Here is a 25,782-nt window from a genome sequence, read left to right on the forward strand (position 1 = left end):
GCGCGCGGCGCCTCAGCGCGCGAGGGCGGCGAGCGCCGCGACGAGCGCCGCCGCCAGCAGCGCGCACAGCGCCTTCCAGAAGGCGAGCGGATTGCGCTCGTAGAGCGGAACGCGCGCCTGCGGAGCGACGGCGGCGCGGTCGGCGCCGTGGTCGAGCTCGAAGATCAGCTCGAACATGTCGGCGAAGCGGTCCTCCCGCCGAATCGAGAGCGCGCGCGCCAGCGTGCGCTCCAGCCAGGCGGGAAGGTCCGGGCGCAGCTTCAGGAGCGAGGCCGGCCGGCCGAAGCGCGGACGGCTGAAAGGCTCGATCTCGCCGTAGGGCCAGGTCCCGGCGAACATGCGGAACAGCGTCGCGCCCAGCGCGAACTGGTCGGAAAGCTCGTCGCCGGGCGCGCCTGAAAAGAGTTCGGGCGCCATGTAGCTCGGCGTTCCGGGCGCGACCGGCGGCGCGGCGTCCTCGAGATTGGGCAGGCGCGCGACGCCGAGGTCGACGAGCTTCAGCCCCCCGTCCGGCTGCAGGATCACGTTCTCGGGCTTGACGTCGCGGTGGATGATCCCGGCGCGATGCAGCGCGGCGAGCCCGCGCGCGAGCTTGACGGCGATCTGCAGTCCCGACGCGAGGCCGACGGCCGGGGCTCTTGCGAGCCTGCGCTCCAGCGTCTCGCCCTCATAGTAGGGCATCGCCGCGTAAAGGCAGGAGCGTCGCGAAGCCGGCACGTCGAGGCTCGCGCCGACATACGGGCTGCGCAGCCGCCGTCCGATCCAGCTCTCGCGCAGGAAGGCGCCGCGCAGCGCCGCGTCGGCGGCGACCGAAGGCTTCGGCGTCTTGAGCACGACCGCCTCGCCGCTCGCGATGTCGCGCGCGCGGAACACGCGGGCGTAGGGGCCGTCGCCCAGGACCGCTTCGAGGCTGAAGCCGTCGATCTGCTCGCCGGTCCGCGGCGCGGGCAGGATCGGCAGCTTCGCGGCCTCCTGCTCGAGGTCGGCGAGCGTCGCCAGCGGCGTGTCGAGCACGTCGACGACGAGGGCGGTCATGTTGTCGGCGCTGCGCGCCTCCGCCGCCGCCTCGACGATCCGCGCCGCCGTCTCCTGCGGCGAGGAGCCCTGCGCCAGCGCATCGCGCAGGGCGCGCTCGGACAGGACGCCGTGCACGCCGTCGCTGCACAGGAGATAGCGGTCGTGCGGGCGCGCCTCCTCCCTGAGGTAGTCGATCCGCAGCGTCGCGGCGGGGCCGACCGCGCGGGTGAGGACGTGGTCGCGCCCGGCGCCGCGCAGCGTGTGGTCGAGGGTGAGCATCGCGAGCCGGCCTTCGCGCAGGCGGTAGAGGCGCGAATCGCCGACATGCAGCGCATGCGCCTCGCGCCCGCGCAGGATCAGCGCGGTGAAGGTCGAGCCCATGTCCTTGAGCTCGGGATCGGCGCGGCCGATGGCGTTGACCCAGCGGTTGGCCGCCTCGAGGCTGCGCGCCGCGGCGCGGCGCACGCCAAGCTCCGGCCGAGCGCCGACGTAGCCTTCGATGAAGGCGCGCACGGTGAGCTCGGCCGCGACGCGCCCGCCCTTCTCTCCGCCCATGCCGTCGGCGAGCGCCGCGACGACGCCGAGGAGCGGGCGCTCGCCCGGATCTCCGAGCCAGACGCCGGCGTAATCCTCGTTGCGCTCCCGCCGGCCGACCTCGCTCCGCAGCCCGGTTTCGACCTCCAGAGTCCTCGTCGCGACGGGGTTCGGCGGCATGCGGCTTGCTTGCCTTTGAGGGTGAACGGCGGCGATTGATAATCCGGGAGCTTTGATGATCAAGCGGGAGTTTTTCAAGGCCGGCCATGCGCCCACCTTGTTCGCGGCCTTCTTCTACTTCGACATGTCGTTCATGGTCTGGGTCATTCTGGGCCCGCTGGGCGTCCAGATCGCGCAGTCCCTCGGCCTCGACGCGGCGCAGAAGGGGCTTATGGTCGCCCTGCCGATCCTCGCCGGCGCGCTGCTGCGCGTCGTCATGGGGGTGCTGGTCGACCGGCTGAAGCCGAAGAAGGCCGGCCTCATCGGCCAGGCGATCGTCATCGCCGGCGTGCTCGCGGCGTGGTTCTTCGGGATCAGGAGCTTCGCCGCGGTGCTGGCGCTCGGCGTCGTGCTCGGCCTCGCCGGAGCCTCCTTCGCCGTCGCCCTGCCGCTCGCCTCGCGCTGGTATCCGCCGCACTATCAGGGGATCGCGCTGGGCGTCGCCGGCGCCGGCAACTCCGGCACGGTGCTCGCCGCGCTGTTCGCGCCGAGCCTCGCCGCCGCCTACGGCTGGCAGAACGTGATCGGCCTCACCGCCATTCCGCTCGGCGTCGCGCTGCTCGTCTATGTCCTGCTCGCCAGGGACAGCCCGACGACGCCGCCGCCGAAGACGCTCGCCGAATACGCGGCCGTGCTGAAAATGCCCGACGCATGGTGGTTCATGTTCTTCTACGCCGTCACATTCGGCGGCTTCTCCGGCCTCGCCTCCTCACTGACCATCTATTTCAACACCGACTACGGGCTCAGCGCCGTGACGGCGGGCTATTTCACGGCGGCGGCGGTGTTCGCCGGCTCGATGGTGCGCCCGGTCGGCGGCGCGCTGGCCGACCGCATCGGCGGCGTGCGCACCCTCACCGTCATGTATTCGGTCGCCGCCGCCATGCTGACGCTCGTCTCCTTCCACCTGCCGCAGGCGGGCATGGCGCTCGCCGCATTCATCGTCGGCATGCTGTCGCTCGGCATGGGCAACGGCGCGGTGTTCCAGCTCGTGCCGCAGCGCTTCCGCGCCGAGATGGGGGTGATGACCGGGCTCGTCGGCATGACCGGCGGCGTCGGCGGCTTCTTCCTCGCGTCCTCGCTCGGCGTCTCCAAGCAGAACACCGGCTCCTATCAGCTCGGCCTGCTCATCTTCGCCGGCCTCGCGCTGATCGCCCTCGTCGGGCTCACCGCGGTCAAGCGCAGGTGGCGGACCACCTGGGGCGCGCGCGACGTGGCCGGCGCCAGGATCTGACGCCGCGCGGGCGGCGCGCCGCGCCGCCCGTCCCGATTGGCTGTCGCAGCGCGTCGCCCTTTTCGTTTGACTTTCCCGGCGCTCCGGGCCGACGCTGCCCGCGCCATGACCTTGCTGCTCGCCTTCTGCGCGGGACTCTTGAGCGTGCTCAGCCCCTGCGTGCTGCCGCTCGCGCCCGTCGTCATGGCGAGCGCGCAGGCGCGCGACCCGCGCGGGCCGCTCGCGCTGGCGCTCGGCCTCGCGCTGGCCTTCGCGCTCGGCGGGAGCCTGCTCGCCGCCTCCGGCCTGCTGCTCGTCGCCGGCGCCGCCGCGCGCAAGGCGTCCGCCGTCCTGCTCGTCGCGGCGGGGCTCGTGCTTCTCCTGCCGCCGCTGCGCCGGCGCGCCGAGGCCGCGCTGTCCGCTTTCACGCGCGGCGGAGACTCCCTTTCCGGCCGCCTGCCCGCCGCCGGCCTCTGGGGATGCTTCTTCGCCGGCGTCGCGCTCGCCTTCGCCTGGGCGCCCTGCGTCGGCCCGCTGCTCGGCGCCGCCTTCGCGCTCGCCGCCTCGCGCGAGTCGATCCCCGCCGCCGCGGCGACCATGTTCGCCTTCGCGCTCGGAACGGGGCTCGCGCTGGTCCTTTCCGGCTTCGTCCTGCGCCGGTTTTTCGCGCGCCGCAGGAGCGGGGCGTTATGGGTCGCGGAGGCGGGACGGACGGCGCTGGGCGTCGTGCTCGTCGTCGTCGGCGCCGCCATCCTGACCGGCTTCGACCGCGTCTTCGAAGCCGCCGCGCTCGACGCGTCGCCGGCGTGGCTCGTCGACCTTTCGACGAAGTTCTAGACCTGCGCGGCGGCGAGCTCGAGAAGCCGCGCCAGAAACTCGCGCCCGGCGGGCCCCGGCGGCAGGTCGCGACGCCAGGCGGAGCACATCGGCAGGCGCGCGTCGGGGCGCGGCCCAGCCTCGTCGACGATCTCGACGCGGCGCAGCCGTCCGCTCGAAAGATCCTGCGCGATCAGGTGGCGCGGCAGCCCGCCCCAGCCGAGCCCGGCCTCCAGCATCGCCCGCTTGGCGCCGAGGTCGGCGATGCGCCAGGTCTGCGCCGAAAGGACTCCGTGGTCGTCGTCGCCGGCGCCCGCGCCCTCCGAAAGCACGAGCTGGGCGTGGCGGCGCAGGTCTTCCGGGCGAACGGGCCCCGCGATCCGCCCCAGCGGATGCGAGGGCGCGGCGACCGGCACGATCTCGATGTCGATCAGCCGCTGGCGCTCGATCGGCTCGGCCGCGCCCATGGCGTCGAGGATGAGGCCGATGGCGCAGGTTCCGTCGAGGACGAGGGCGAGCGCCGCGTCCATGGTCTCGACGAAGACGCGCGGCGCCGACGCGGGAAAGCGCGCGCTGGCGAGGCGCAGCGCCTCGACGAGCAGATCCATCGGGAACATGGCGTCGACGACCAGCGTCAGCTCCGGCTCGGCTCCGGCGACGATCGCCTCGGCCTGCCGGCGCAGCGCCTGCGTCTCCTCGCAAATGATTCTCGCGCGGGGCAGGAGCGCGCGGCCCTCCGTGGTAAGCCGCGGGCGGTAGGAGGAGCGGTCGAACAGCGCGACGCCGAGCCGCTCCTCGAGCGAACGCACGGCGTAGGTCACCGCCGATTGCGCGCGGCCGAGTTTTCGCGCGGCGGCGGAGAAGCCGCCCGCGTCGACGACGGCGAGCATCGCCTCGAGCTGGTCGAAATTCGGCGGCGGAGCGGCCATGCGGCGACTCTATCTAAAAAACTGATGGTCTTTCCATAAACTTTATCTCTTTTTCGCTGAAAGAGCTTGCCTTATCTAAGCGGAAGCTTTTCCCGAACCGAGGCCGATGATGTCCGACAAGCTTTCCAACCTGCTGCTCGCCGCCGCGCTGGCCGTTCCCGTTCTCCTCGCCGGGCCGGCGGCCGCGCCAGCTTTCGCGCAGGCGCCGATGGCTGCGCCGCCGCAAGTGGCCCCGGAGGCCGCCGCCTATGCGGTCGATCCGAACCACACGCAGGCGCTGTTCAATGTCTCGCATTTCGGGGTCAGCAATTATTGGGGCGTCTTCAGCGGCGTCTCGGGGACGCTCGACCTTGATCCCAAGGCGCCGGAGAAGAGCGCGGTCTCGGTCTCGATCCCGGTCAAGAGCGTGGCGACGACGAGCGAGAAGCTCACCGGCGAGCTGACGAGCGCCGAATGGCTCGACGCCGGGAAATATCCCGAAATGACCTTCCGCTCGACGAAGCTGATCCCGACAGGGGAGGGGACCGGCGCGATGGACGGCGAGTTCACCCTGCGCGGCGTGACGCGTCCTGTCACGCTCAAGGTGAAATTCACCGGCGCGGCGGTCAATCCGATGACGAAGAAGGTCAACGTCGGCTTCGAGGCGACCGGAACGCTCAAGCGCAGCGAGTTCGGAGTCGATAAATTCGTGCCGCTGGTCAGCGACGAGGTCTCGATCGTCATCACCGCGGCCTTCGAGAAGAAGGGCTGAGCCGCGCGGCGGAGGCGCCAAGGAGGATTCCGGCATGAGCGAACGTCTTCCCGTCTGGTTCATCCCGCATGGCGGGGGACCCTGCTTCTTCATGGACCCGCCGGTCGGCGCGCCGAACGCCTGGACGAAGATGGAGGCCTATCTGCGCGGCCTCCTCAAGGGGCTCAAGGAGCGCCCGCGCGCGATCCTGATCGTCTCGGGCCACTGGCTCGAGCCGCGCGCGACGTTCGGCGCCTCGAAGGCGCCGCCGCTGATCTACGACTATCAAGGCTTCCCCAGGCACACCTATGAGCTGAAGTTTCCGGCGCCCGGCGACCCTGCTCTGGCGCGCCGCGGGCGGGAGCTTCTGGAGAAGGCCGGGATTTCCGCGGGCGAAGACGCGGAGCGCGGCTACGATCACGGCGTCTTCATCCCGCTGCTGCTCGTCGAGCCGCACGCCGACATTCCGGTCATTCAGCTCTCGCTCGAGAATTCGCTCGATCCCGCCCGCCATCTCGCCATCGGCCGGGCGCTGGAGCCGCTGCGCGAGGAGGGCGTGCTGATCGTCGGCAGCGGCATGAGCTTCCATAATCTGCAGAATTTCTATCGCGCCGATCCGCGCGTGCTGCAGCTTGCCGAGAAGTTCGACGCCTTCCTGACCGACGCCGTGGCGCAGGATGAGGAGGCGCGGGCGCGGGCGCTGACGAAGTGGGAGGAGGCGCCCGGCGCGCGGGTCAGCCAGCCGCATGAGGACCACCTCCTGCCGCTGATGGTCGCGGCGGGCGCGGCGGGGTCCGACGCGGGCGCGCGCGACTTTCACGATCATGTGTTCGGCGCGCCGATCTCAGGTTTCCGCTTCGGCTGAGCGGGAGCTTCGCGCCCGCTCGCGCGTTGTGCGCAGGCGCGAAAGCGCGTCGCGATTACGAAAGGGAAGGCGATGAAAAGGACTGGCGCGGCCGTCTGGCGCGGTTCGTTCAAGGACGGCAGGGGCGAAATCTCGACGCAGAGCGGCGCGCTCGCCTCCTACCCCTACGCCGTCGACAGCCGCTTTGAGGACAAGACCGGCTCCAACCCGGAGGAGCTGATCGGCGCGGCTCACGCGAGCTGCTTCGCCATGGCGCTCTCGCTGATCCTCGGCGAGGCCGGCCTGACGCCGGACGAGCTCGACGCGAAGGCCGAGGTCACGCTGGAGAAGCAGGGCGCCGGCTTCGCCATCACCTCGTCCCATCTCACCTTGCGCGCGAAAATCCCCGGCGCGAGCCGGGAGCAGTTCGCCGAGCTCGCCGACAAGGCGAAGAAGAATTGCCCGGTCTCGAAGGTCCTCAACGCCGAGGTGACGCTCGACGCGACGCTCGCCTGAGCGCGCGACGCGGCTTGCCTTCGCGCGCCTCTTCGCCCATCTCTTCGGGACGGCGGCCGAACGAGGCCGCGCCGGGCGCGCCTTGCGCCCGGGAGTTGAGGGAACGCAAATGTCCGCGTCAGCCAACGCATTTCGGGCGGCCGCTCTTTCTCTCTCCATCGCCCTCGTCGGCGGCTTCGCCGTCGCGCCGCGCCCGGCCGCGGCGGGCGCCTTCGACGATCCGGCCGAGCGCGAGGCGCGCTGGGGCGCGATCGCCGAGGCGATCTTCAAGGACCGCAAGCGCGTCGACGGCGAAGGCGTCGTCGGCCTCGAGGCGCCGCAGCGCGCGCTCGACGCCGCGCTCGTGCCGATGACCCTGACGCTTTCCGACAAGACGCCGATCAAGGCCGTCTATCTCGTCATCGACGACAATCCGGCGCCGCTCGCCGCCCATTTCGAGTTCGGCCCCGCCGCCGATCCGAGCCGGATCGACCTTCGGGTTCGCGTGAACGTCTACACCAACGTCCACGCCGTCGCGGAGGGCGCCGACGGGACGCTCTACGAGACGGTCAAGTTCGTGAAGGCGTCCGGCGGCTGCTCCGCGCCGATGGGCATGTCGGACGAAGAAGCGATGAAGGGGATCGGCGAAATGCGCCTGAAGCTCGCGCAGGGCGAGCCCGGCGAGCCGCAGCGCGCGACGCTGATGATCCGCCATCCCAATTTCAACGGCATGCAGATGAACCAGGTGACGCGCGACTACACGCCGGCGCGCTACATCCGCACCATCAGCGTCTCCTCGGGAGACGCGAAGGTGTTCGACCTCTCGACCGACATTTCGCTCGCCAGCAATCCGGTGATCGGCTTCTCCTATAGGCCGCAGGGCGAAGTGAAGGTCTCCGTCCTCGACAGCGCCGACGCGCGCTGGGACAAGAGTTTTCCGGCGCCGACGGCCCATCTCGGCGACTGAGGCCATGCCGATCCCTCGCCTTGCGTCGGCGCTCGTCCTCACGCTCGCGCTCGCCGGCGGTCCTGCTCTCGCGCAGGCGCCGGCCGATTCGCCGCGGAACGTCGCCGAGCCGACAGGGCTGTGGACGGGGCCGATGCGCGGCTATACGCCGACGACGCTCGCCGGCGCGAAGGTGATCGACGCGGGCGAACTGGCGAAGCTGGCCGCCTCCGAAAATCCGCTGCTCCTCGACTTCGGCCCGGCCGACCGCAAGCCGCCGTCGATGGCGCCTGACGCGCCATGGATGCCGGCGCATCGCTCGATTCCCGGCGCCATATGGATGCCGGGGGCGGGGCTCGGCTCCGCCGATCCCGCCTTCGCGCGCGCCTTCGCCGAGCGCGTCGCGGCGCTGGCGGGCGGCGATCTTTCCCGCCCCGTCGTCACCTTCTGCCACCCTGAATGCTGGGGCAGCTGGAACGCCGGCAAGCGGCTCGTGGCCCTCGGCTACCGCCGCGTCTACTGGTTCCCGGAAGGGGTCGAAGGCTGGCAGGCCGAGCGCGACGTCGCGACCGTCAAGGCCGATCCCGTCTGGGCGCTCGCCGCGCCCGCCGACCAGCCGCAATGAACGCGAGCCGGCGCCTCGTTCTCGCCCTCGCGCTCGCCGCGGCGTTCGCGCCCTCCGCCTTCGCCGGCTCGCCGCAGCCCTTCGACGCCTCGGCCTTCGCGGCGGCGCAGGCGGCGGGAAGGCCCATCCTCGTCGAGATCACGGCGCCCTGGTGCCCGATCTGCCGCGTGCAGAAGCCGATCCTCGAAAAGCTCGCGAGCGAGCCGCGCTTTTCCGACATGGCGGTCTTCGCCATCGACTTCGACAGCCAGAAGGACCTCATGGCGCGCTTCGGCGTGAGCCTGCAGAGCACGCTCGTCATGTTCAGGGGCGAGAAAGAGGTCGGACGCTCGACCGGGGAGACGCAGCCCGAATGGATCGAGGCGCTGCTCGAAAAAGGACTCTAGACGGTCAATTAACCTCGACGCCCTTCCAGAAGGCGAGACGGTCCCGGATTTCTTCGGCCGCGGGCTTCGGGTCGGGATAGAACCAGACGGCGTCGGGGTTGCGGGCCTCGCCGACCCGCAACGTGAAGTAGCGCGCGACGCCCTTCCAGGGGCAGACGCTCGTCGTCGCGCTCGGCTCGAGACGGCTCATGTCGACGTCCTCGCGCGGGAAATAGTGATTGCCCTCGACGACGACCGTCCTGTCCGAGCGCGCGATCGTCGCGCCGTTCCAGCGCGCCTCCACCATGCTCAGCGCGAGAGCTGGTCGACGTCGCGCACGGCGCCGCGGGCCGCGCTCGTCGTCATCGCGGCGTAGGCGCGCAGAGCCTGCGAGACGACGCGCGTGCGGGCGGCGGGCTTCCACGCGCCCTTGCCTTTCTCCTCCATCGCCGCGCGCCGGCGGGCGAGCTCGGCGTCGTCGACCGCGAGACGCAGCTTGCGAGCCGGGATGTCGATCTCGATCGGATCGCCCTCCTGAACGAGGCCGATCGCTCCGCCTTCGGCCGCCTCCGGCGAGGCGTGGCCGATTGAGAGCCCCGACGTGCCGCCCGAGAAACGTCCGTCGGTGACGAGCGCGCAGGCCTTGCCAAGCCCTTTCGACTTCAGATAGCTCGTGGGGTACAGCATCTCCTGCATCCCCGGGCCGCCGCGCGGGCCCTCGTAGCGGATGACCACCACGTCGCCCGCCCTGATCTGGTCCTTCAGGATCGCCTCGACCGCCGCGTCCTGGCTCTCGAACACGCGGGCGGGGCCGGAAAAGACGAGGTTCAAGGCGTCGACGCCCGCCGTCTTCACGATGGCGCCGTCCTCGGCGAGGTTGCCGTAGAGCACGGCGAGGCCGCCGTCCTTCGAGAAGGCGTGGCCGACGTCGCGGATGACGCCCTTCTCGCGGTCGAGATCGGCCTGCTCCCAGCGCGCCGACTGGCTGAAGGCGACCTGCGTCGGCACCCCTCCGGGCGCCGCGCGGAAAAATTCGGCCACGGATTCGCTGTTCGAGCGGCGCATGTCCCAGCGGTCGAGCGCGTCCCTCATCGTCGTCGCATGGACCGTCTTCGCCGCGCCGTGGACGAGGCCGGCGCGCTCGAGCTCGCCGAGGATCGCCATGACGCCGCCGGCGCGATGCACGTCCTCGACATGCACGTCGGCGACGGCGGGGGCGACCTTGCACAGGACCGGCACGCGGCGCGACAGGCGGTCGATGTCGGCCATGGTGAAGTCGACGCCGCCCTCATGCGCCGCGGCGAGCAGATGCAGCACCGTGTTGGTCGAGCCGCCCATGGCGATGTCGAGCGTCATCGCGTTCTCGAAGGCTTCGAAGCTCGCGACCGAGCGCGGCAGGACGCTCTCGTCGTCCTGCTCGTAATAGCGGCGCGCGAGGTCGACGACGAGGTGGCCCGCCTCGACGAAGAGGCGGCGGCGGTCGGAATGGGTCGCGAGCGTCGTGCCGTTGCCCGGCAGCGAGAGGCCGAGCGCCTCGGTGAGGCAGTTCATCGAGTTCGCCGTGAACATGCCGGAGCACGAGCCGCAGGTCGGGCAGGCCGAACGCTCGATGGCCTTGACGTCGGCGTCGGAGACATGGTCGTCGGCGGCCGCCACCATGGCGTCGACGAGGTCGAGCGCCTTGGTCTTGCCGGCGAGGACGACCTTGCCGGCCTCCATCGGACCGCCCGAGACGAACACGGCCGGAATGTTGAGGCGCAGCGCCGCCATCAGCATGCCGGGGGTGATCTTGTCGCAATTGGAGATGCACACCAGCGCGTCGGCGCAATGGGCGTTGGCCATATATTCGACGCTGTCGGCGATGACCTCGCGCGAGGGCAGGGAGTAGAGCATGCCGTCATGCCCCATCGCGATGCCGTCGTCGACCGCGATGGTGTTGAACTCCTTGGCGACGCCGCCCGCCGCCTCGATCTCGCGCGCGACGAGCTGGCCGAGATCTTTCAGATGCACGTGGCCCGGCACGAATTGCGTGAAGGAGTTGGCGACGGCGATGATCGGCTTGCCGAAGTCGCCGTCCTTCATGCCGGTGGCGCGCCACAGGCCGCGCGCGCCGGCCATGTTGCGTCCATGGGTGGTCGTGCGGGAGCGATAGGCGGGCATCGGGCTTATCCAGGTTGGGCTAAAGTTTGCGGCCTGAAGGGCGTCTATAGAGATTTGGCGCGTCCGCGTCACCTTTTTCAAGCTGAGCGGCGGCGTTCTCCTGTTCAGTCCTTGCGGCGGCGCAGGAGATAGACGTCCATGACGAAGCCGGCTTTTTCCCGCGCGACGGCGCGCGCGGCCTTGATCGCGTCCCCGACCGCGCCGAGCGGACCCTTGAGCGAGGCTTCCTCCGGCCGGCCGAGATTGGCGCTCCAGTAAATGTCGAAGCCGTCGTCGGCGAGCGCGTCGAAGGACGCCTCGCCGTCGAGCATCACCACGACGCTGTCGGCGCAGGCGGGAAAGCCGCCTTCGCGCAGGCGCCGTCCGGTGGTGATCAGCGCTGGCTCGCCGATTTCATTGAGCGCGATCTTGTGGCGCGCGCACAGCGCCTGCGCGCTGCTGATCCCGGGGATGACTTCGTAGTCGAGGGCGAGGGCCTTTCGCGCGCAAATGCTGTCGAGGATGCGCAGGGTGGCGTCATAGAGCGTCGGATCGCCCCAGATGAGGAAGGCGCCCGCCTCGCCCTCGCCAAGCTCGCGCGCGAACATCTCCTCATAGTCGCGCGCGATCGCCGCGTGCCAGTCCTCGACGTTGGCGCGATAATCGGAGAACGCCTTCGCCCTGCCGCGGGCGGCGAATGTGACGAGCCGCGCAGGCTTCCCCTTGCGGCAGGCCGCCAGAACAGCGAGACGATGTTCGCGCAGGCCGGCTTTTTCGACGCCCTTGTCAGGCAGGAACACGACGTCGGCGGCGCAGATCGCCTCGGCGGCCTGAAAAGTCACATGTCTGACGTCGCCGGCGCCGACGCCGATGAGGAGGATTTTGCGCACATGATTTCTCCCGCTTCGACGCGTCCTCGATACGCCGCGCGCCGTCGCTGGAAAAGAGAGGCGGAAGCGTGAGCGATCCTTTCGCCGCGGCCTTCGCCGAGGCCGAGGCCGCCTTCGCGCGCGGCGAGGTTCCGGTCGGCGCGGCGGTGGCGAGGAACGGCGTCGTCGTCGCGAGCGCCGGCAACCGCACGTTCGAGGACGCCGACCCGACCGCGCACGCCGAAATTCTCGCCATCCGCGCCGCGGCGAAGGCGCTCGGCTCGCAGCGGCTTTCGGGCTGCGACCTTTACGTGACGCTCGAGCCCTGCGCCATGTGCGCGGGCGCGATCTCCTTCGCGCGGCTGCGGCGGCTCTATTACGCCGCGTCCGATCCGAAGGGCGGGGCGGTCGAGCATGGGCCGCGCTTCTTCTTCCAGCCCACCTGCCACCATGCGCCCGAAGTCTACGACGGCCTGCGGGCGGGCGAGGCGGCGGCGCTGCTGCGCCGCTTCTTTCAGGCGCGGCGCTGAGGCCGCGCGGGCGGCGCGTAACACCGGACGAGCGCGTCGCAGTCGCCCGCCGCGCAAGCGGCTCGCCAGCGCGCGACGGCGTCGGCGACCTGCGCCAGGACGTCCCCGGCCTCGTCGCGCAAGGATTCGCGAAAGTCTGTTTCGTCCATTCATGTCGCTCGCGACGCGACGCCGGCGCCGTTTCAGCGCTCGCTGAAGAAATCCGCCAGCGCCGCCAGCGTCTCCTGCGGCGCCTCTTCGGGCAGGAAATGCCCGCCCTTGAGCTCGCCGCCCTCGACGTCGGTCGCCCATTGACGCCAGATGTCGAGCGTCGAGGCCGCGCCGCCGCCGAGCCCGCGCCCTCCCCACAAAACGAGCAGCGGCGCGGTGATGCGGCGGCCGGCGGCGCGGTCGGCCTCGTCGTCGGCGCGGTCGAGGCTCGCGCCGGCGCGGTAGTCCTCGCAGGCGGCGTGGATGCGCGTCGGCTCGTTGAAGGCCGCGCGATAATGGGCGAGCGCGCACGGATCGAAGGCTTTCAGGCTCTTGTCGGCCGTCCAACTCGCCAGCGTATGGTCGAGGTAGAAGACCGCGTTCGAGCCGATCAGCGTTTCGGGCAGCGGCTCGGGCTGGGCGAGGAAGGTCCAGTGATAGGCGCCGATCGCCTCCTTCGCGTCCATCGCCGCCCAGCGCGCGGCGGTCGGGACGATATCGAGCGCGGCGACCTTGAGAAGGCGCTCCGGCGCGTCGAGCGCGAGGCGGTAGGCGACGCGGGCGCCGCGGTCGTGCCCGGCGAGGTTGAAGCGGATCGCGCCGAGCTTGCCCATCACCGCGACGGCGTCGCGCGCCATCTTGCGCTTGGCGTACTCCTCGCCCTTCGCGCTCGGCGGCGCGCTCGACCAGCCGTAGCCGCGCAGATCCATGACGAAGACGCGAAAGCGCTCGGACAGCGCCGGCGCGATCTTGTGCCACTCGACATGGGTCTGCGGATAGCCGTGCAGCAGCAGGAGCGGCGGCCCGTCCCCCTTCGCGCGCACGAAGAAGCGGCCTTCGTCGGTGTCGACCCAGTGGGTCTCGAAGCCGGGGAAGAGATCGGCGAGGTCGCTCATGCCTGAGACTCCTTGGCGCGCCGCGCGGGGCCGAAAAGTCATAGCGCAAACGCGCGCATGGCGCGCGGACGTCCCGCAAAGTCTTCGTCGCTTGACAGACATTCGCCCCGCCGCCAAAACCTGAAGGCCCGCGGCGCCGCCGCCCGAGCTGAAGGAGACGCATGAGCGACATCTCGACCGAGGCGCGCGCGATTGAGGCGCCGAACTCAGGCAAGCCGAAGCTGAACGTCGTCCTTCTCGCGCCGCGCGGCTTCTGCGCCGGCGTGGTGCGGGCGATCGACGCCGTCGAGGAGGCGCTGCGCATCTACGGCGCGCCCGTCTACGTGCGCCATGAGATTGTGCACAATAAATATGTCGTCGAGACGCTCAAGGCCAAGGGCGCCGTCTTCGTCGAGGAGCTCGACGAGGTGCCCGACACCAGGCAGCCGGTTATCTTCTCGGCGCACGGCGTGCCGAAATCCATTCCCGTCGAGGCCGAGACGCGCAACATCTTCGCCATCGACGCGACCTGCCCGCTGGTCACCAAGGTGCACCGCGAGGCCGAGCTGCACCACAAGCGCGGCCGCCTCGTGCTGCTCGTCGGCCACGCCGGCCACCCCGAGGTGGTCGGCACCATCGGCCAGCTGCCGCCGGGGTCGATCATCCTCGTCCAGACCGTCGCCGACATCGCCGCGCTCGAGGTTGAGGACGAGCGCAATCTCGCCTATGTGACGCAGACGACGCTTTCGGTCGACGACACGCGCGAGATGGTCGACGCGCTGACCACGCGCTTTCCCGAGATCGTCGGACCGCACAAGCAGGACATCTGCTACGCCACCACCAACCGGCAGGAGGCGGTCAAGCAGGTCGCGCAGAACGTCGACGCGCTGCTCGTCGTCGGCTCTTCGAACTCCTCGAACTCGCAGCGCCTCAAGGAGGTCGCCGAGCGCTCGGGCTGCCGCCTCGCCCGCCTCGTGCTGCGCGCCGAAGACGTCGAGTGGGACCTGTTCTCGAAGATCTCGACGCTCGCCGTCACCGCCGGCGCGTCGGCGCCCGAGGTGCTCGTCGAGGAGATTCTCGACGCCTTCGCCGCGCGCTTCGACCTCAGCGTCCAGGAGGTCTCGACGGCGAACGAGGGCGTGTTCTTCCCGCTGCCGCGCGAACTGCGCCGCGAGACGGTCTGACGCCGCAGGCCATGGCGTCCGGGCCGCAGGCGCTGCTGCTCGCCGGCCCCACCGCGAGCGGCAAGTCGGCGCTCGCCGTAAGGCTCGCCCAGGCGATCGGCGGGATCGTCGTCAACGCCGATTCGATGCAGGTCTACGCCGATCTGCGCATCCTCACCGCGCGCCCGAGCGAGGCGGACGCGCGCGCCGCGCCGCATCTTCTCTTCGGCCTCGTTGACGCCGCGGAAAATTTTTCGGTCGCCCGCTGGCTCGACGCGGCGAAGGCGGCGCTCGCCGAGGCGCGCGCGCGCGGCGCGACGCCGATCTTCGTCGGCGGCACGGGTCTTTACTTCAAGGCGCTGACGCAGGGGCTGTCGGCGATCCCGGCTATTCCTGAGGATGTGCGCGAGCGCTTGCGCGCGCGCGCCGCCGGCCTGCCGCCGCAGGCGCTGCACGAGGAGCTGGAGCGCCGCGATCCGGTCATGGCGGCCCGGCTGCGGCCGTCCGATCCGCAGCGCCTGTTGCGCGCGCTCGAGGTGCTCGAGGGAACCGGACGCAGCCTGTCCGAATTCCAGGGCGCGCGCGAGCCGCCGCTCGTCGGTCCGGGAAACGCCCGCGCCGTCTTCCTCGACGTCGAGAGCGCGGCGCTGAAGGCGCGCATCGACTCTCGTTTTCAGGACATGATCGCCGCCGGAGCGCTGGAGGAGGCGAGACGGCTCGGCGCGCGCGGCCTCGACCCTGCGCTGCCGGCGATGCGCGCCCATGGCGTCCCGCATCTGCTTGCGCATTTGCGCGGCGAGATCGGGCTCGAAGAGGCGATCGCGCTCGGACAGCGCGACACGCGCGCCTACGCCCGCCGCCAGCGCACCTTCGCGCGGCATCAGCTCACGGATTTCGTCCGGGCGGCGCCCGACGCGGCTTTCGATCTGTTGCGCGCGCCCTGAGGCGTCTTCGCCATTGCGTTACCTGCGCAACAGCGCCGGGCGGAAAAACGTCGGATGCTCCCTGCGAGGTCGCGCGGCTGAACCGGGCCCGGCGTGACGCGTGCAGGAGAAACGTCATGGCGAAGTTCAGATTGAGGGTCGCGGGATGGAGGGGATTTGAAGTTTCGTGCGGCGGCGACGTCAAGACGCGCGTCGTGTTCGCCGTGTTCGACGAGGACAAGACCAGGCTCGCCTGGTATCTCTTCGCGTCGTCTCCGACGAATTGCGCGAAGGGCGCTTCGCCGACGGACAAGCAGTTCGGCCATCTCTACGAATTCGCCGCCCATAATCCGCTCGACTCCGACCATCAGGTCGCGCCGGAAAAGCTGCTCGCCGATCCGAAGGGCACGCCGGCCGTGCTCGACATCGAGGTCGAGAAGCGCCACATCAATTGCGACGTCAGCGGCCTGAAGACCAGCGGAAAGGACGTCGTCAGCTTCGGCGCGACGATGCTGAAGGATTACGAGCCGGGCGCGGTCAAGCAGATCAAGGGCGTCGTCGAGCTGCTCGAAAAGGGCGTCTTCTCGGAAAAGAATTTCGCCGTCGGCCCACAGGACAAGGCGTCGCTGATCAAGATCACCGGCCCGGTCATTTAGGCGGATCCATCGGGTTCACGGCTCGAGCCCGGCGATCGCCCTCGCGAAGTCCTTCGCCGCGAAGGGCGCGAGATCGGCCGCGCCCTCGCCGACGCCGATGAAATGCACCGGGAGCCGGTATTTCTCGACGAGCGCGACGAGGATGCCGCCGCGCGCCGTGCCGTCGAGCTTGGTCATCACGAGGCCGGTGACGCCGGCGACCCTGCCGAAAATCTCCGCCTGGCTCATGGCGTTCTGGCCGACTGTGGCGTCGAGCACCAGCAGCACGGCGTGCGGCGCGTCGGCGTCGAGCTTCTTCATCACCCGCACGATCTTCTCGAGCTCGGCCATCAGCTCGGCGCGGTTCTGCAGCCGTCCGGCGGTGTCCATCAGCAGCACGTCCGAGCCGTTGGCGCGCGCGGCGCCGACGGCGTCGAAGGCGAGACCGGCGGCGTCGGACCCTTGTGCGCGCGCCACCACCTCGCAGCCGAGCCGCTCGCCCCAGATCTTCAGCTGCTCGATCGCCGCCGCGCGGAACGTGTCGCCGGCGGCGAGCGTGACCTTCTTGCCCTCGGCGCAGAGGCGCGCGGCGAGCTTGCCGATGGTCGTCGTCTTGCCCGAGCCGTTGACGCCGACGACGAGGATGACGAAGGGCTTTTTCGCGCCGTCGATTTCGAGCGGCAGAGCGTAGGGCTCGAGCGCGCGCTCGACCTCGCCGGCGAGGATCGCCTTGACCTCATCGACCTCGATCGACTTGTCGTAGCGGCCGCGCCCCACCTCGGCGGCGATGCGGCTCGAGACGGAGACGCCGAGGTCGGCGCGGATCAGCACGTCCTCGAGCTCCTCGAGCATGGCGGCGTCGAGGCGGCGCTTGACGAAGATCGATTTCAGCCCTTCGCCGATCTGGTCCGACGAGCGCGCGAGGCCCTGCCGCAGCCGCGACCACCAGCCTTTCGCCCCGGCGAGCAGGGAGGGGCCGGGCGCGGACTCCGCCGCGGACGCGACAGTTTGCGACGCGGAAAGCGGCGGTTCGGCGGACGCGGGACGTTCGGGCTCAGGAGGCGCGGATTCACGGGCCGCGGGAAATTCCGGGGCGGCGGCCGGCGGGAGAGCGTCCGTCCGGGCCGCCTCGCGGCGGCCGAAGACGCGGCCGAGGAAGCCTGGCTTCTTGGCGCCTTCGCGCTCGTCGTGATCGTCCATGGATTCGTCCTGAAAGCAGCCCGCGCCGCCCCTCTATATAGGTCCGCGCGACCGCGAGGCGAGCGGCTCGATCCGTCCCGGAGTCACCCTGAGCCGCTGCGCCGTCCCTGGCAGGCTCGAGAACGCCGCCTCGTCCGCGCCGCTCATCCACACCTGCGCGTCGAGGCGGGCGAGCCGCTCGTAGAGGGCGGCGCGCCGGCGCGGATCGAAATGGGCGGCGATCTCGTCGAGAAGCACCAGCGGGGCGAGCCCGCTCGCCGCGCGCACGAGCCGCGCCTGCGCGAGGATGAGGCCGACGAGCAGCGCCTTCTGCTCGCCGGTCGAGCCTTGCGCCGCGGGCGCGCCGGTGCGCGCGAGGCGCACGAAGAGGTCGCTCGACTGCGGCCCGATCAGGGCGCGTCCGGCCGCCGCGTCGCGGGCGCGGTTCTCACGCAACATGAAGCGATACCGGTCCTCGGCCTCCAGAGCCGGCCGGTCGGCGACGAGGCGGTCGATCTCGCCTTCTATCGAGAGCAGGGCGCGCGGGAAGCCGTCCTCCGATTCGCCGCCCGCCAGCTCGCCGTCGCCGACGTAGCCCGAGAGCAGCCGCACGGTCTCGCCGCGCGCCGCGGCCACGGCGACCGCGAGCTCGGCCGCCTCGCGCTCCAGCGCGTCGAGCCAGGCGGCTTCGCCCCGCTCCTCGAGCAGGCGGTTGCGCCCGCGCAGCGCCCGCTCCAGCGCGTTGACGCGCACGCCATGGTCGGCGTCGAGCGAGAGGGTCAGGCGGTCGAGGAAGCGCCGCCGCTCGGCGGGCGGCCCGGCGAACAGCCCGTCCTGCGCCGGCGTCAGCCAAACGACGCGCACATGTTCGCCGAAGGCGCGCGCCGAGGGCGCCGCCTCGCGCGCGATGCGGAATTTTCGCGCGAGCGGGCCGCCCGGCTCGACGCCGGCGCCGAGCTGGACGCGCCCGCCCGCCTCTCCCATCTCGACCGAGACGGCGAAGCCGCCGGAGCCGTTCGCGTGGGCGAACTCCGACAATTCCGCGCGCCGCAGCCCGCGCCCCGGCGAAAGCAGGGAGAGCGCCTCGAGCACATTGGTCTTGCCGGCGCCGTTGTCGCCGACGAGCGCGATCATGTCGCCGAGATCGTCGAGATCCAGGGAGGCGTAGGAGCGGAAATCCGATAGGGTGAGGCGCCGCGCGCCGTAGGAGTTCGGACGCCCTGGCGATCTTGCGTCTTCAACGGGAAGGGCGTGCGGCATGCAAAGTCCATGGCGGCCGGCGCGGCCCGTCCCGCTTGTACAGGAAATTTTTCGCGCGAGGGACGTGCGGTGAGCGGGGAAAAAGCCGCATTCTCCCTGCGCCCGCGCGGCGCGCAGATGGAGGCGCTGGTCGAGCTGTGGGCGGCGAGCTGGGCGCAGGCGATGCCCGACGTCGATTTTTCGGCGCGGCGCGGCTGGCTGAGGACGCGCATCGTCGAGCTGGAGGAAGCCGGGGCGACGACGCTGTGCGCCTGCGACGCGCAGGGCGCGATCGCAGGGTTCGTAACGGTCGATCCGGCGAGCGGCTATCTCGATCAGGTCGCCGTCGCGCCGCGCGCCAAGGGGAGCGGCGCGGCGCAGGCGCTTCTCGACGGCGCCCGCGCGCTGGCGGGGCGCAAGCTCGCGCTCGAGGTCAATCGCGACAACGCGCGGGCGCGCCGATTCTACGAGCGCGAAGGATTCGTCGTCGTCGGCGAGGGCGTCAATCCGGCGTCCGGCCTCAAGACGCTGCGCATGCGGGAAAAATGATCGCGTCGCGGGCTTTTTTTGCGGGTGCGAGATGTCCCGCAAGCGCGAACGTCGCAAAAATATTTTCTAAAGGGGCTTGAGAATCTCCGACGTCCGCTGCATGTATCCGCGCGAAGACGCGGCCGTCGGGAGACGGCGGCGCTATTAACGCAGAGTGCGTCCGCCGCATCCTGCCTTTGAAATTGACGCAACAGGAATTTGGCGCGACGCAGGGCCGCCCGAAGCGACAGCTTTCGGCGCCGTGCTCCGGCATGAGGTTGTTCGATGCTCCAGCAATTCGTAACGGTGCAGGATTCCGGCGGCAAGCCGCTCAAGCGCGTTCTGATGACGACGTCCGAGGACGGCGTATGCGTCGCCGATCCGGGCATGCTCTACGCCATCCGCTTCGGCGTCGCGGCTCCGATCACGGTGAGCCCCGAGCAGGTGTTCAATTTCGATCCGCCGATCTTCGATGCTCTCATGGCGCAGTGGCGAGCTGAAAAGCAGACCTGCGCGACCACCTGGGCGAAGCTGGGGCAGTTCCAGCCCATGGATGAAGACGAAGACGACGATTTCGGCTGCGACTACTAGCCGCAGGGCAACACGCAAGCCAAGGCTTCGATTGAGCGCCCTTCGCATCTGCGAAGGGCTTTTTTGCGCCTCGCTCTATTCGGCCGCGTCCCGGCTCGCCGCCGCCTCGGGCGCCGCGCCGAACTGAAGCCGCGCCAGGCGCGCGTAGAGCCCCGAGCGCGCGACGAGGCTCGCGTGGTCGCCCTCCTCGACGATCCGTCCGCCGTCGAGCACGAGGATGCGGTCGGCCTTCAGCACGGTGGCGAGGCGGTGGGCGATGACGACCGTCGTGCGCCCCTTCATCGCCGTGTCGAGCGCGGACTGCACCTGCGCCTCATTCTCGGCGTCGAGCGCCGAGGTCGCCTCGTCGAGCAGCAGCACGGGAGCGTTCGAGAGGATGGCCCGCGCGATGGCGATGCGCTGGCGCTGGCCGCCGGACAGGGTGACGCCGCGCTCGCCGGGCTTCGTGTCGTAGCCCTCCGGCAGGGCGCGGATGAACTCGTCGGCGGCCGCCTTGCAGGCCGCGTCGCGCACCTCCTCGAGGCTCGCCTCGGGGCGTCCGTAGCGGATGTTGTCGGCGATCGAAATGGCGAAGATCGCCGCGTCCTGAGGCACGTTGCGGATGCGCGCGCGCAGATCCGCCGGCGCGACCGTCCTGACGTCGACGCCGTCGAGCAGGATGCGTCCTGCGCTCGGATCATAGAAGCGCTGCAGCAGCTGCAGGAGCGTGGTCTTGCCCGCGCCCGACGGGCCGACGATCGCCGTCGTCTGGCCCGGCGCGATGGAGACGTCGATGGCGGCGAGCGCGGGATCGTCCGGCCGCCCCGGATAGGCGAAGGAGACGTTCTCGAAGCGGATCTCGCCGCGCGTCGGGCTGGGCAGCGCGGCGGGGACGGGCGGCGCCGCGATCTGCGGCTCGACGGCGAGGATTTCGGTCACCCGTTCGGCGGCGCCGCCGGCGGCGGCGATCTCGCCCCACACCTGCGACAGCTCGCTGAGCGCGCTCGCGGCGAGCAGCGCGTAGAGCAGGAACTGCGACAGGAAGCCGCTCGTCATGCGCCCGGCGATCACGTCGTTCGCGCCGAACCACAGGATCGCGACGACGCTCAGGAAGACGAGGAAGATGACGATCGTCGTGAGCCGCGAGCGGGCGGCGGCGGCCTTGCAGGCGGCCTCATAGGCCTCCTCGGCGGCGGCGGCGTAGCGCTCCGCGGTCGCCGTCTCGGCGTTATACGCCTGCATCACGCGCACCGCGGAGAGGTTCTCGCTGGCGTAGGCGGTCGCCTCGGCGAGCGTGTCCTGCGCCGCGCGCGAGCGCTTGCGCACCATCCGCCCCGAGGCGACGAGCGGCAGCACGATGACCGGAATGGCGATGAGCACGAAGGCGGACAGCTTCGGGCTCGTGAAGATCATCAGCCCGACGGCGCCGAGGAAGATCAGGAAGTTGCGCGCCGCGCCCGCCGCCGTGGTGGCGAAGCCCGCGCGCATCTGGGTGAGGTCGGCGGTCAGGCGCGACATCAGCTCGCCGACGCGCGCCTTGTCGAAGAAGGACGCGTCGAGCCGCGTCAGATGCGCGAACACTTTTTCGCGAAGGTCGGCGACGACCCGCTCGCCGAGCGTCGTGACGAAATAGTAGCGGGCGCCCGAGGCGAGCGCGAGCACCGCGGCGACGCCGACGAGCGCCACGAAATACTGGTTGATGAGTCCGGCCGCCTCCGGCGTGAAGCCGAAGTCGACGACCCGGCGCAGCGCCATCGGCACGGCGAGGGTCGCCGCCGCCGCCGCGGTCAGCGCGACGGCGACGCCGGCGATGCGTCCCCTGTAGCGCAGCGCGTAGGGCAGCACGGCGAGCAGCGCCCGCGGCGAGCCGCCCGCCGCGTCGGCGGAGCGGCGGGAGCGGCGCTTGCGCGCGGCGGGCTCTGGCGCGTCGGTCATGTTCTTGCTCTTGGTTTGCCGGCGCAGGACCGGGCGTCCGACGCGCTGTTTTGTGCGGTTCCAAATGAGGCGAAGAGATGGCGACGCCTCAGGCGGCCTTCTCGTTCAGGAGCCGCGCCCGCGCCTCGAGCGCCGCATAGAGGATGCAGATGGCGATTCCCTCGCTGGCGGCGCGCACGTCGGATAGCGAGGGCACCGTCGGGGCGATGCGGAGGTTGGCGTCCTGCGGATCGATCCCGAGCGGATAGGTCGCCCCCGCCGGCGTCAGCGCGACGCCCGCGTCCCTGGCGAGCTCGACGACGCGGCGCGCCGTGCCGGGCGCGGCGTCGACCGAGAGGAAATAGCCGCCCTGCGGCGCGCTCCAGCGCGCGGCGCCCGTTCCGCCGAGCCGCGCCTCGAACGCCTGCGCGACCGCCTCGAACTTCGGCGCGATCAGCGCGCGGTGGCGGTCCATCAGCGCCTCGATCCCCGCCATGTCGCGCAGGAAGCGGACATGGCGCAGCTGGTTCACCTTGTCCGCGCCGATGGTGCGCTTGCCCATGCCGGCGAGCAGCCATTTCACGTTCGCGGGCGAGGAGGCGAAGACCGCGAGGCCGGCGCCGGCGAAGGTGATCTTCGAGGTCGAGGCGAAGACGAAGGCGCGGTCGGGGTTTCCGGCCGCCGCGCAGAGCGCCAGCACGTCGGCGAGCCCGTGGCGCGCCGGCGTCAGATGGTGGACGCAATAGGCGTTGTCCCAGAACAGGCGGAAGTCGGGCGCGCCCGTCTTCATGCGCGCGAGCCGGGCGACCGTCTCGTCGGAATAGATCTCGCCGGTCGGATTCGAATATTTGGGCACGCACCACATGCCCTTGACCGCCGGGTCGGCGACGAGCCGCTCGACCTCGTTCATGTCGGGGCCGCAGCCGGTGAGGCGCACGGGGATCATGCGCACGCCATATTCCTCGCAGATCGCGAAATGGCGGTCGTAGCCGGGCGAAGGCGCGAGGAAGACGGTCTCCGACCCCTTCGACCAGGGCGCGGGCGAGCCGGGGACGCCCTTGACCAGCGCGTCGAGGAGGCAGTCGTGCATCAGCGTGAGGCTGGAGTTGCCGCCGACGACGATGTTTTCGGCCGTCGCGCCGAGGATTTGCGAAAACAGCGCGCGCGCCTCCGGCAGGCCCTGCAGGCCGCCGTAGTTGCGCACGTCCGCGCCGGACGCCGCCGTGTAGTCCGCCTCGCCGGGCAGGGCGAGCAGCGCGTTCGAGAGGTCGAGCTGATCGGGCGCCGGCTTGCCGCGCGTCATGTCGAGCTTCAGCCCCTTGGCGCGGAAGGCGGCGTAGTCAGCCTCGACCCGCTGGCGCAGCGCGGCGAGCTCGGGAGCGGAAAGGTCGTCGATCAGGCTCATGCGTCCTGTCCTTGAAGATTAGAGGCTCGGGATTGGCGCGTACATACGCCTCGCGCGCGCCGACGCCAAGCGAGGCGGCGCGCGAGGCCGCGCGTGACGTCGCCGCAGGGAGCTGTTGCGGAAGCTCGCGCGGGGATGATATTTGCGCAGCGCGGCAGGGGGACGACGGCGTGGGCGCGGACAGGGTTCTCGTCACAGGCGCGTCCGGGTTCGTCGGCTCGGCCGTGGCGCGCGCGCTGCTCTGCGACGGCTTCGCGGTGCGCGCGCTCCTGCGCGAGACGGCGAGCCGCGAGAACGTCGCGGGGCTCGACGTCGAGATCGCCCAGGGCGACATGCGCGACCCCGACGCGATGGCGCGGGCGATGAAGGGCGCGCGCCATTTCTTTCATGTCGCCGCCGACTACCGCCTCTGGGCGCGCGATCCCGGCGAAATCCTTGCGGCCAATCTCGAGGGCGCGCGGGTGGCGATGGAGGCGGCGCTGCGCGAAGGCGTCGAGCGCGTGGTCTATACGAGCTCGGTCGCCACCATCGCCTGCGGCGGCGTCGCGCCGGGCGACGAGCGCGCGAGCCTCGCCGCGGGGCAGGCGGTCGGCGCGTACAAGCGCAGCAAGGTCGTCGCCGAATGCCTGGTGCGCGACATGGTCGCGCGCCGGAAGCTGCCGGCGGTGATCGTCCACCCCTCGACGCCGATCGGCCCCCGCGACGTCAAGCCGACGCCGACGGGCCGGATCATCGTCGAGGCGGCGCGCGGCCGCATGCCGGCCTATGTCGACACCGGCCTCAATCTCGTGCATGTCGACGACGTCGCCGCCGGCCATGTCGTCGCCCTGCGCCGCGGCGCCGTCGGCGAAAGCTACATTCTCGGCGGCCAGGACGTGTCGCTCGCCTGCATGCTGAAGGACATCGCGCGGCTTCAGGGCCGCGCCCCGCCGCGCCTGCGCCTGCCGCGCGGCCTCCTCTATCCGGTCGCCTTCGCCGCCGAGGCCGCCGCCCGCTTCACCCGCAGGGAGCCTTTCGTGACCCTCGACGGACTGCGCATGTCGCGCCATAGGATGTTCTTCTCGTCGGCGAAGGCCGAACGCGAGCTCGGCTACGCCGCGCGCCCCTACCATGAGGCGCTCGTCGACGCGCTCGCCTGGTTCAAGCAGAACGGACGACTGAAATGAGCGCGCCCGAGACAGACGCCACGCGGACGAGCTCCACCGAGAACTTCCCCGTCGCCTCGCTGCTGCTCGCCCCCGAGCGGCGCGCGCCGATCCTCGCCTATTACCGCTTCGCCCGCGCCGCCGACGACGTCGCCGACCATCCCGAGCTCTCGCCGCAGGAGAAGATCGCGCGCCTCGACGCCTTCGAGGCGACGCTGCTCGGCCGCGAGGACGGCGTCGAGGCGGCCAAGCCCCTGCGCGCCGCGCTCGCCGCCGACGCGCGGCTTCAGGCCCGCCACGCCCTCGACCTCCTGCGCGCCTTCCGCCTCGACGCGACGAAAAGACGCTACGCCAGCTTCGACGAGCTCATGGCCTATTGCGCGCTGTCGGCCGCGCCGGTCGGGCGCTTCGTGCTCAACGTCCACGGCGAGGACGAGGCGACGCATCCCGCCTCCGACGCGCTCTGCTCGGCGCTGCAGATCATCAACCACATGCAGGACTGCGCGCTCGATTTCCGCCGCCTCGACCGGGTCTATCTGCCGCTCGACATGCTGGAGCGCGAAGGCGCCGGCGTCGAGGACCTTTCCGCCCCCTTCGCCTCGCCGGCGCTGCGCGCCGCGCTGACGCGCCTCGCCGGGAAGACCGACGCCCTGATCGCGCAGGGCGAGACGCTCGCGCCGACCCTGCGCGACTGGCGGCTGCGCGCCGAGATCGGCGCCATCGCCGCGCTCGCCCAAAAACTCAACGTCATCCTCAAGCGCCGCGATCCTCTGTCGCAGGAGACGCATCTGTCGAAGCCGCAGGCGCTCGCCGTCGCCGCGCGCGGGGCGCTCGGCGCGCTGACGCGGCGGCCGCGTCAGGGCGCGACGCGCGCAGGGGCGCCGGCGTGAGCGCCGCGCAGATGAGCGCGGACGCGCCGGCCCCGGCCGTCTCCGCCTCGCGGAAAAGCTCGTTCTACGCGGCGATGCGCATCCTGCCGAAGGCGCAGCGCGAGGCGATGTACGAGATCTACGCCTTCTGCCGCGCCGTCGACGACATCGCCGACGAGGAGGGGCCGAAGCCGGCGCGCGAGGCGGCGCTGCGGGCCTGGCGGGCCGACGTCGAGGGATTTTACGACGGCGCGCCGGCGAAGATCATGCCGGCCGGCCTCGTCGCCGCAGCGAAAGGGTTCGGCCTCGAGCGCGACGATTTCCTCGCCGTGATCGACGGCATGGCGATGGACCTCCAAGGGCCGATCCGCGCCCCGGACGAGGCGACGCTCGACCTCTACTGCGACCGCGTGGCGAGCGCCGTCGGCCGGCTCAGCGTGAAGGTGTTCGGCACGCCGCGCGGCGAGGGGCGCCTGCTCGCCTACCATCTCGGCCGCGCCCTGCAGCTCACCAACATCCTGCGCGACCTCGACGAGGACGCCGCGATCGGGCGCCTCTATCTGCCGCGCGAGGCGCTGCTCGCCGCCGGCGTCCCGGCCGGGCTGCTCGACGGGCCGCCGCAGGCCGCGCTCGACCATCCCGCCGCCGCCGGCGCCTGCCTCGCCGTGCTGGGCAGGGCGCGCGTCCATTTCGCCGAATCGCGGCTGGTCATGAAGCGCTGCCCGCGCGCCACGGTGCGGCCGGCGCGCATCATGGCCGACGTCTACGCGCCGATGCTGGCGCAGATGGAGCGGCGCGGCTTCGCACCGCCGCGGGCGCGGGTCGCAAGCTCGAAGCGGCGGGCGCTGCTGTCGATCCTGATCCGCAGCTTCTGAAATGG

27 protein-coding genes are annotated in these 25,782 nt (G+C 71.0%); 17 read left to right on the top strand and 10 right to left on the bottom strand.

Annotation, left to right across the window (positions count from 1 at the left end; genetic code table 11):
• Positions 1–12: 12 nt before the first annotated feature.
• Positions 13–1,731: a bifunctional protein-serine/threonine kinase/phosphatase gene (locus ACE3OG_RS02525; protein ID WP_374305808.1), complete on the bottom strand. Its 1,719-nt coding sequence runs from the start codon at positions 1,729–1,731 to the stop codon at positions 13–15.
• Positions 1,732–1,786: 55 nt separating this feature from the next.
• Here ACE3OG_RS02525 and ACE3OG_RS02530 point away from each other — a divergent pair, with 55 nt between their 5' ends.
• Entirely contained in the window at positions 1,787–3,001 is a 1,215-nt protein-coding gene (locus ACE3OG_RS02530; protein ID WP_374305811.1) for a nitrate/nitrite transporter, read from the top strand.
• A gap of 105 nt (positions 3,002–3,106) precedes the next feature.
• Positions 3,107–3,817: a cytochrome c biogenesis protein CcdA gene (locus ACE3OG_RS02535; RefSeq protein ID WP_374305813.1), complete on the top strand. Its 711-nt coding sequence runs from the start codon at positions 3,107–3,109 to the stop codon at positions 3,815–3,817.
• Here ACE3OG_RS02535 and ACE3OG_RS02540 read toward each other — a convergent pair.
• Positions 3,814–4,725, bottom strand: coding sequence for a LysR family transcriptional regulator (locus ACE3OG_RS02540; protein WP_374305814.1), 912 nt, complete (start codon positions 4,723–4,725; stop codon positions 3,814–3,816). The genes ACE3OG_RS02535 and ACE3OG_RS02540 overlap by 4 nt on opposite strands.
• 109 nt (positions 4,726–4,834) lie before the next feature.
• Here ACE3OG_RS02540 and ACE3OG_RS02545 point away from each other — a divergent pair, with 109 nt between their 5' ends.
• The 6 genes from ACE3OG_RS02545 to ACE3OG_RS02570 all read left to right on the top strand — a co-directional run bounded on the left by ACE3OG_RS02545 (position 4,835) and on the right by ACE3OG_RS02570 (position 8,751).
• A complete protein-coding gene (locus ACE3OG_RS02545) occupies positions 4,835–5,476 on the top strand; it encodes a YceI family protein (RefSeq protein WP_374305816.1) in 642 nt (213 codons plus the stop codon).
• Positions 5,477–5,510: 34 nt separating this feature from the next.
• Complete coding sequence (locus ACE3OG_RS02550) at positions 5,511–6,320, top strand: class III extradiol ring-cleavage dioxygenase (RefSeq protein WP_374305818.1); 810 nt, start codon at positions 5,511–5,513, stop codon at positions 6,318–6,320.
• A 72-nt stretch (positions 6,321–6,392) separates the two neighbouring features.
• Complete coding sequence (locus ACE3OG_RS02555; protein WP_374305820.1) at positions 6,393–6,815, top strand: OsmC family protein; 423 nt, start codon at positions 6,393–6,395, stop codon at positions 6,813–6,815.
• A 109-nt stretch (positions 6,816–6,924) separates the two neighbouring features.
• The gene (locus ACE3OG_RS02560; protein ID WP_374305823.1) at positions 6,925–7,761 is read left to right on the top strand and encodes a quinoprotein dehydrogenase-associated SoxYZ-like carrier; all 837 of its coding nucleotides are present in this window, start codon (positions 6,925–6,927) and stop codon (positions 7,759–7,761) included.
• Between the two features lie 4 nt (positions 7,762–7,765).
• Entirely contained in the window at positions 7,766–8,365 is a 600-nt protein-coding gene (locus ACE3OG_RS02565) for a rhodanese-like domain-containing protein (RefSeq protein ID WP_374305825.1), read from the top strand.
• On the top strand, positions 8,362–8,751 hold the full coding sequence (locus tag ACE3OG_RS02570; protein ID WP_374305827.1) for a thioredoxin family protein: 390 nt from the start codon (positions 8,362–8,364) through the stop codon (positions 8,749–8,751). Before ACE3OG_RS02565 ends, ACE3OG_RS02570 begins: the two co-directional genes overlap by 4 nt.
• Before the next feature lie 4 nt (positions 8,752–8,755).
• Here ACE3OG_RS02570 and ACE3OG_RS02575 read toward each other — a convergent pair whose 3' ends face one another.
• From ACE3OG_RS02575 to cobF, 3 genes are all read right to left on the bottom strand, one after another.
• Positions 8,756–9,037 carry a DUF427 domain-containing protein gene (locus tag ACE3OG_RS02575; protein WP_374305829.1) on the bottom strand — a complete coding sequence of 94 codons (282 nt, stop codon included), beginning with the start codon at positions 9,035–9,037 and terminating at the stop codon, positions 8,756–8,758.
• 2 nt (positions 9,038–9,039) lie between these two features.
• Positions 9,040–10,890 (bottom strand): dihydroxy-acid dehydratase, encoded by a 1,851-nt coding sequence (gene ilvD, locus ACE3OG_RS02580; protein ID WP_374305830.1) that lies wholly within the window; start codon positions 10,888–10,890, stop codon positions 9,040–9,042.
• 104 nt (positions 10,891–10,994) lie between these two features.
• A complete protein-coding gene (gene cobF / locus ACE3OG_RS02585) occupies positions 10,995–11,759 on the bottom strand; it encodes a precorrin-6A synthase (deacetylating) (RefSeq protein ID WP_374305832.1) in 765 nt (254 codons plus the stop codon).
• Between the two features lie 68 nt (positions 11,760–11,827).
• Between cobF and ACE3OG_RS02590 the strand changes: the two genes are divergently transcribed.
• Positions 11,828–12,268, top strand: a complete 441-nt coding sequence (locus ACE3OG_RS02590) for a nucleoside deaminase (RefSeq protein WP_374305834.1) — start codon at positions 11,828–11,830, stop codon at positions 12,266–12,268.
• A gap of 182 nt (positions 12,269–12,450) precedes the next feature.
• Here the strand turns inward: ACE3OG_RS02590 and ACE3OG_RS02595 are convergent, their stop codons facing one another.
• The gene (locus ACE3OG_RS02595; RefSeq protein WP_374305836.1) at positions 12,451–13,353 is read right to left on the bottom strand and encodes an alpha/beta fold hydrolase; all 903 of its coding nucleotides are present in this window, start codon (positions 13,351–13,353) and stop codon (positions 12,451–12,453) included.
• 161 nt (positions 13,354–13,514) lie between these two features.
• Here ACE3OG_RS02595 and ispH point away from each other — a divergent pair, with 161 nt between their 5' ends.
• The 3 genes from ispH (at position 13,515) to ACE3OG_RS02610 (ending at position 16,074) form a co-directional block, all read left to right on the top strand.
• The gene (gene ispH / locus ACE3OG_RS02600) at positions 13,515–14,516 is read left to right on the top strand and encodes a 4-hydroxy-3-methylbut-2-enyl diphosphate reductase (protein ID WP_374305838.1); all 1,002 of its coding nucleotides are present in this window, start codon (positions 13,515–13,517) and stop codon (positions 14,514–14,516) included.
• A gap of 11 nt (positions 14,517–14,527) precedes the next feature.
• Positions 14,528–15,439 (top strand): tRNA (adenosine(37)-N6)-dimethylallyltransferase MiaA, encoded by a 912-nt coding sequence (gene miaA, locus ACE3OG_RS02605; RefSeq protein ID WP_374305840.1) that lies wholly within the window; start codon positions 14,528–14,530, stop codon positions 15,437–15,439.
• 116 nt (positions 15,440–15,555) lie between these two features.
• Positions 15,556–16,074, top strand: coding sequence for a hypothetical protein (locus ACE3OG_RS02610; protein WP_374305842.1), 519 nt, complete (start codon positions 15,556–15,558; stop codon positions 16,072–16,074).
• A gap of 15 nt (positions 16,075–16,089) precedes the next feature.
• Here the strand turns inward: ACE3OG_RS02610 and ftsY are convergent, their stop codons facing one another.
• Positions 16,090–17,253: a signal recognition particle-docking protein FtsY gene (gene ftsY / locus ACE3OG_RS02615; RefSeq protein WP_374305844.1), complete on the bottom strand. Its 1,164-nt coding sequence runs from the start codon at positions 17,251–17,253 to the stop codon at positions 16,090–16,092.
• Positions 17,254–17,286: 33 nt separating this feature from the next.
• Positions 17,287–18,492, bottom strand: a complete 1,206-nt coding sequence (recF, locus tag ACE3OG_RS02620) for a DNA replication/repair protein RecF (protein ID WP_374305846.1) — start codon at positions 18,490–18,492, stop codon at positions 17,287–17,289.
• Between the two features lie 69 nt (positions 18,493–18,561).
• Between recF and ACE3OG_RS02625 the strand changes: the two genes are divergently transcribed.
• Positions 18,562–19,020: a GNAT family N-acetyltransferase gene (locus ACE3OG_RS02625; protein ID WP_374305848.1), complete on the top strand. Its 459-nt coding sequence runs from the start codon at positions 18,562–18,564 to the stop codon at positions 19,018–19,020.
• A 264-nt stretch (positions 19,021–19,284) separates the two neighbouring features.
• A complete protein-coding gene (locus tag ACE3OG_RS02630; protein ID WP_374305850.1) occupies positions 19,285–19,590 on the top strand; it encodes a hypothetical protein in 306 nt (101 codons plus the stop codon).
• A gap of 75 nt (positions 19,591–19,665) precedes the next feature.
• Here the strand turns inward: ACE3OG_RS02630 and ACE3OG_RS02635 are convergent, their stop codons facing one another.
• Together ACE3OG_RS02635 and ACE3OG_RS02640 are read right to left on the bottom strand one after the other, a co-directional pair.
• A complete protein-coding gene (locus tag ACE3OG_RS02635) occupies positions 19,666–21,504 on the bottom strand; it encodes an ABC transporter transmembrane domain-containing protein (RefSeq protein WP_374305853.1) in 1,839 nt (612 codons plus the stop codon).
• A gap of 88 nt (positions 21,505–21,592) precedes the next feature.
• Positions 21,593–22,888, bottom strand: coding sequence for an aminotransferase class I/II-fold pyridoxal phosphate-dependent enzyme (locus ACE3OG_RS02640; protein ID WP_374305856.1), 1,296 nt, complete (start codon positions 22,886–22,888; stop codon positions 21,593–21,595).
• A 170-nt stretch (positions 22,889–23,058) separates the two neighbouring features.
• On the opposite strand from ACE3OG_RS02640, the gene hpnA reads away from it, so the two are divergent.
• Genes hpnA through hpnD form a run of 3 tightly spaced genes read left to right on the top strand, consistent with a single transcriptional unit; the run spans position 23,059 to position 25,777 of the window.
• Complete coding sequence (gene hpnA / locus ACE3OG_RS02645) at positions 23,059–24,054, top strand: hopanoid-associated sugar epimerase (RefSeq protein ID WP_374305858.1); 996 nt, start codon at positions 23,059–23,061, stop codon at positions 24,052–24,054.
• On the top strand, positions 24,051–24,923 hold the full coding sequence (gene hpnC, locus ACE3OG_RS02650) for a squalene synthase HpnC (RefSeq protein ID WP_374305860.1): 873 nt from the start codon (positions 24,051–24,053) through the stop codon (positions 24,921–24,923). Before hpnA ends, hpnC begins: the two co-directional genes overlap by 4 nt.
• An 11-nt stretch (positions 24,924–24,934) precedes the next feature.
• A complete protein-coding gene (hpnD, locus tag ACE3OG_RS02655; RefSeq protein ID WP_374306072.1) occupies positions 24,935–25,777 on the top strand; it encodes a presqualene diphosphate synthase HpnD in 843 nt (280 codons plus the stop codon).
• The last annotated feature ends 5 nt before the right edge of the window (positions 25,778–25,782 follow it).

The organism is Methylocella sp. (assembly GCF_041905455.1).
Classification (GTDB): domain Bacteria; phylum Pseudomonadota; class Alphaproteobacteria; order Rhizobiales; family Beijerinckiaceae; genus Methylocapsa.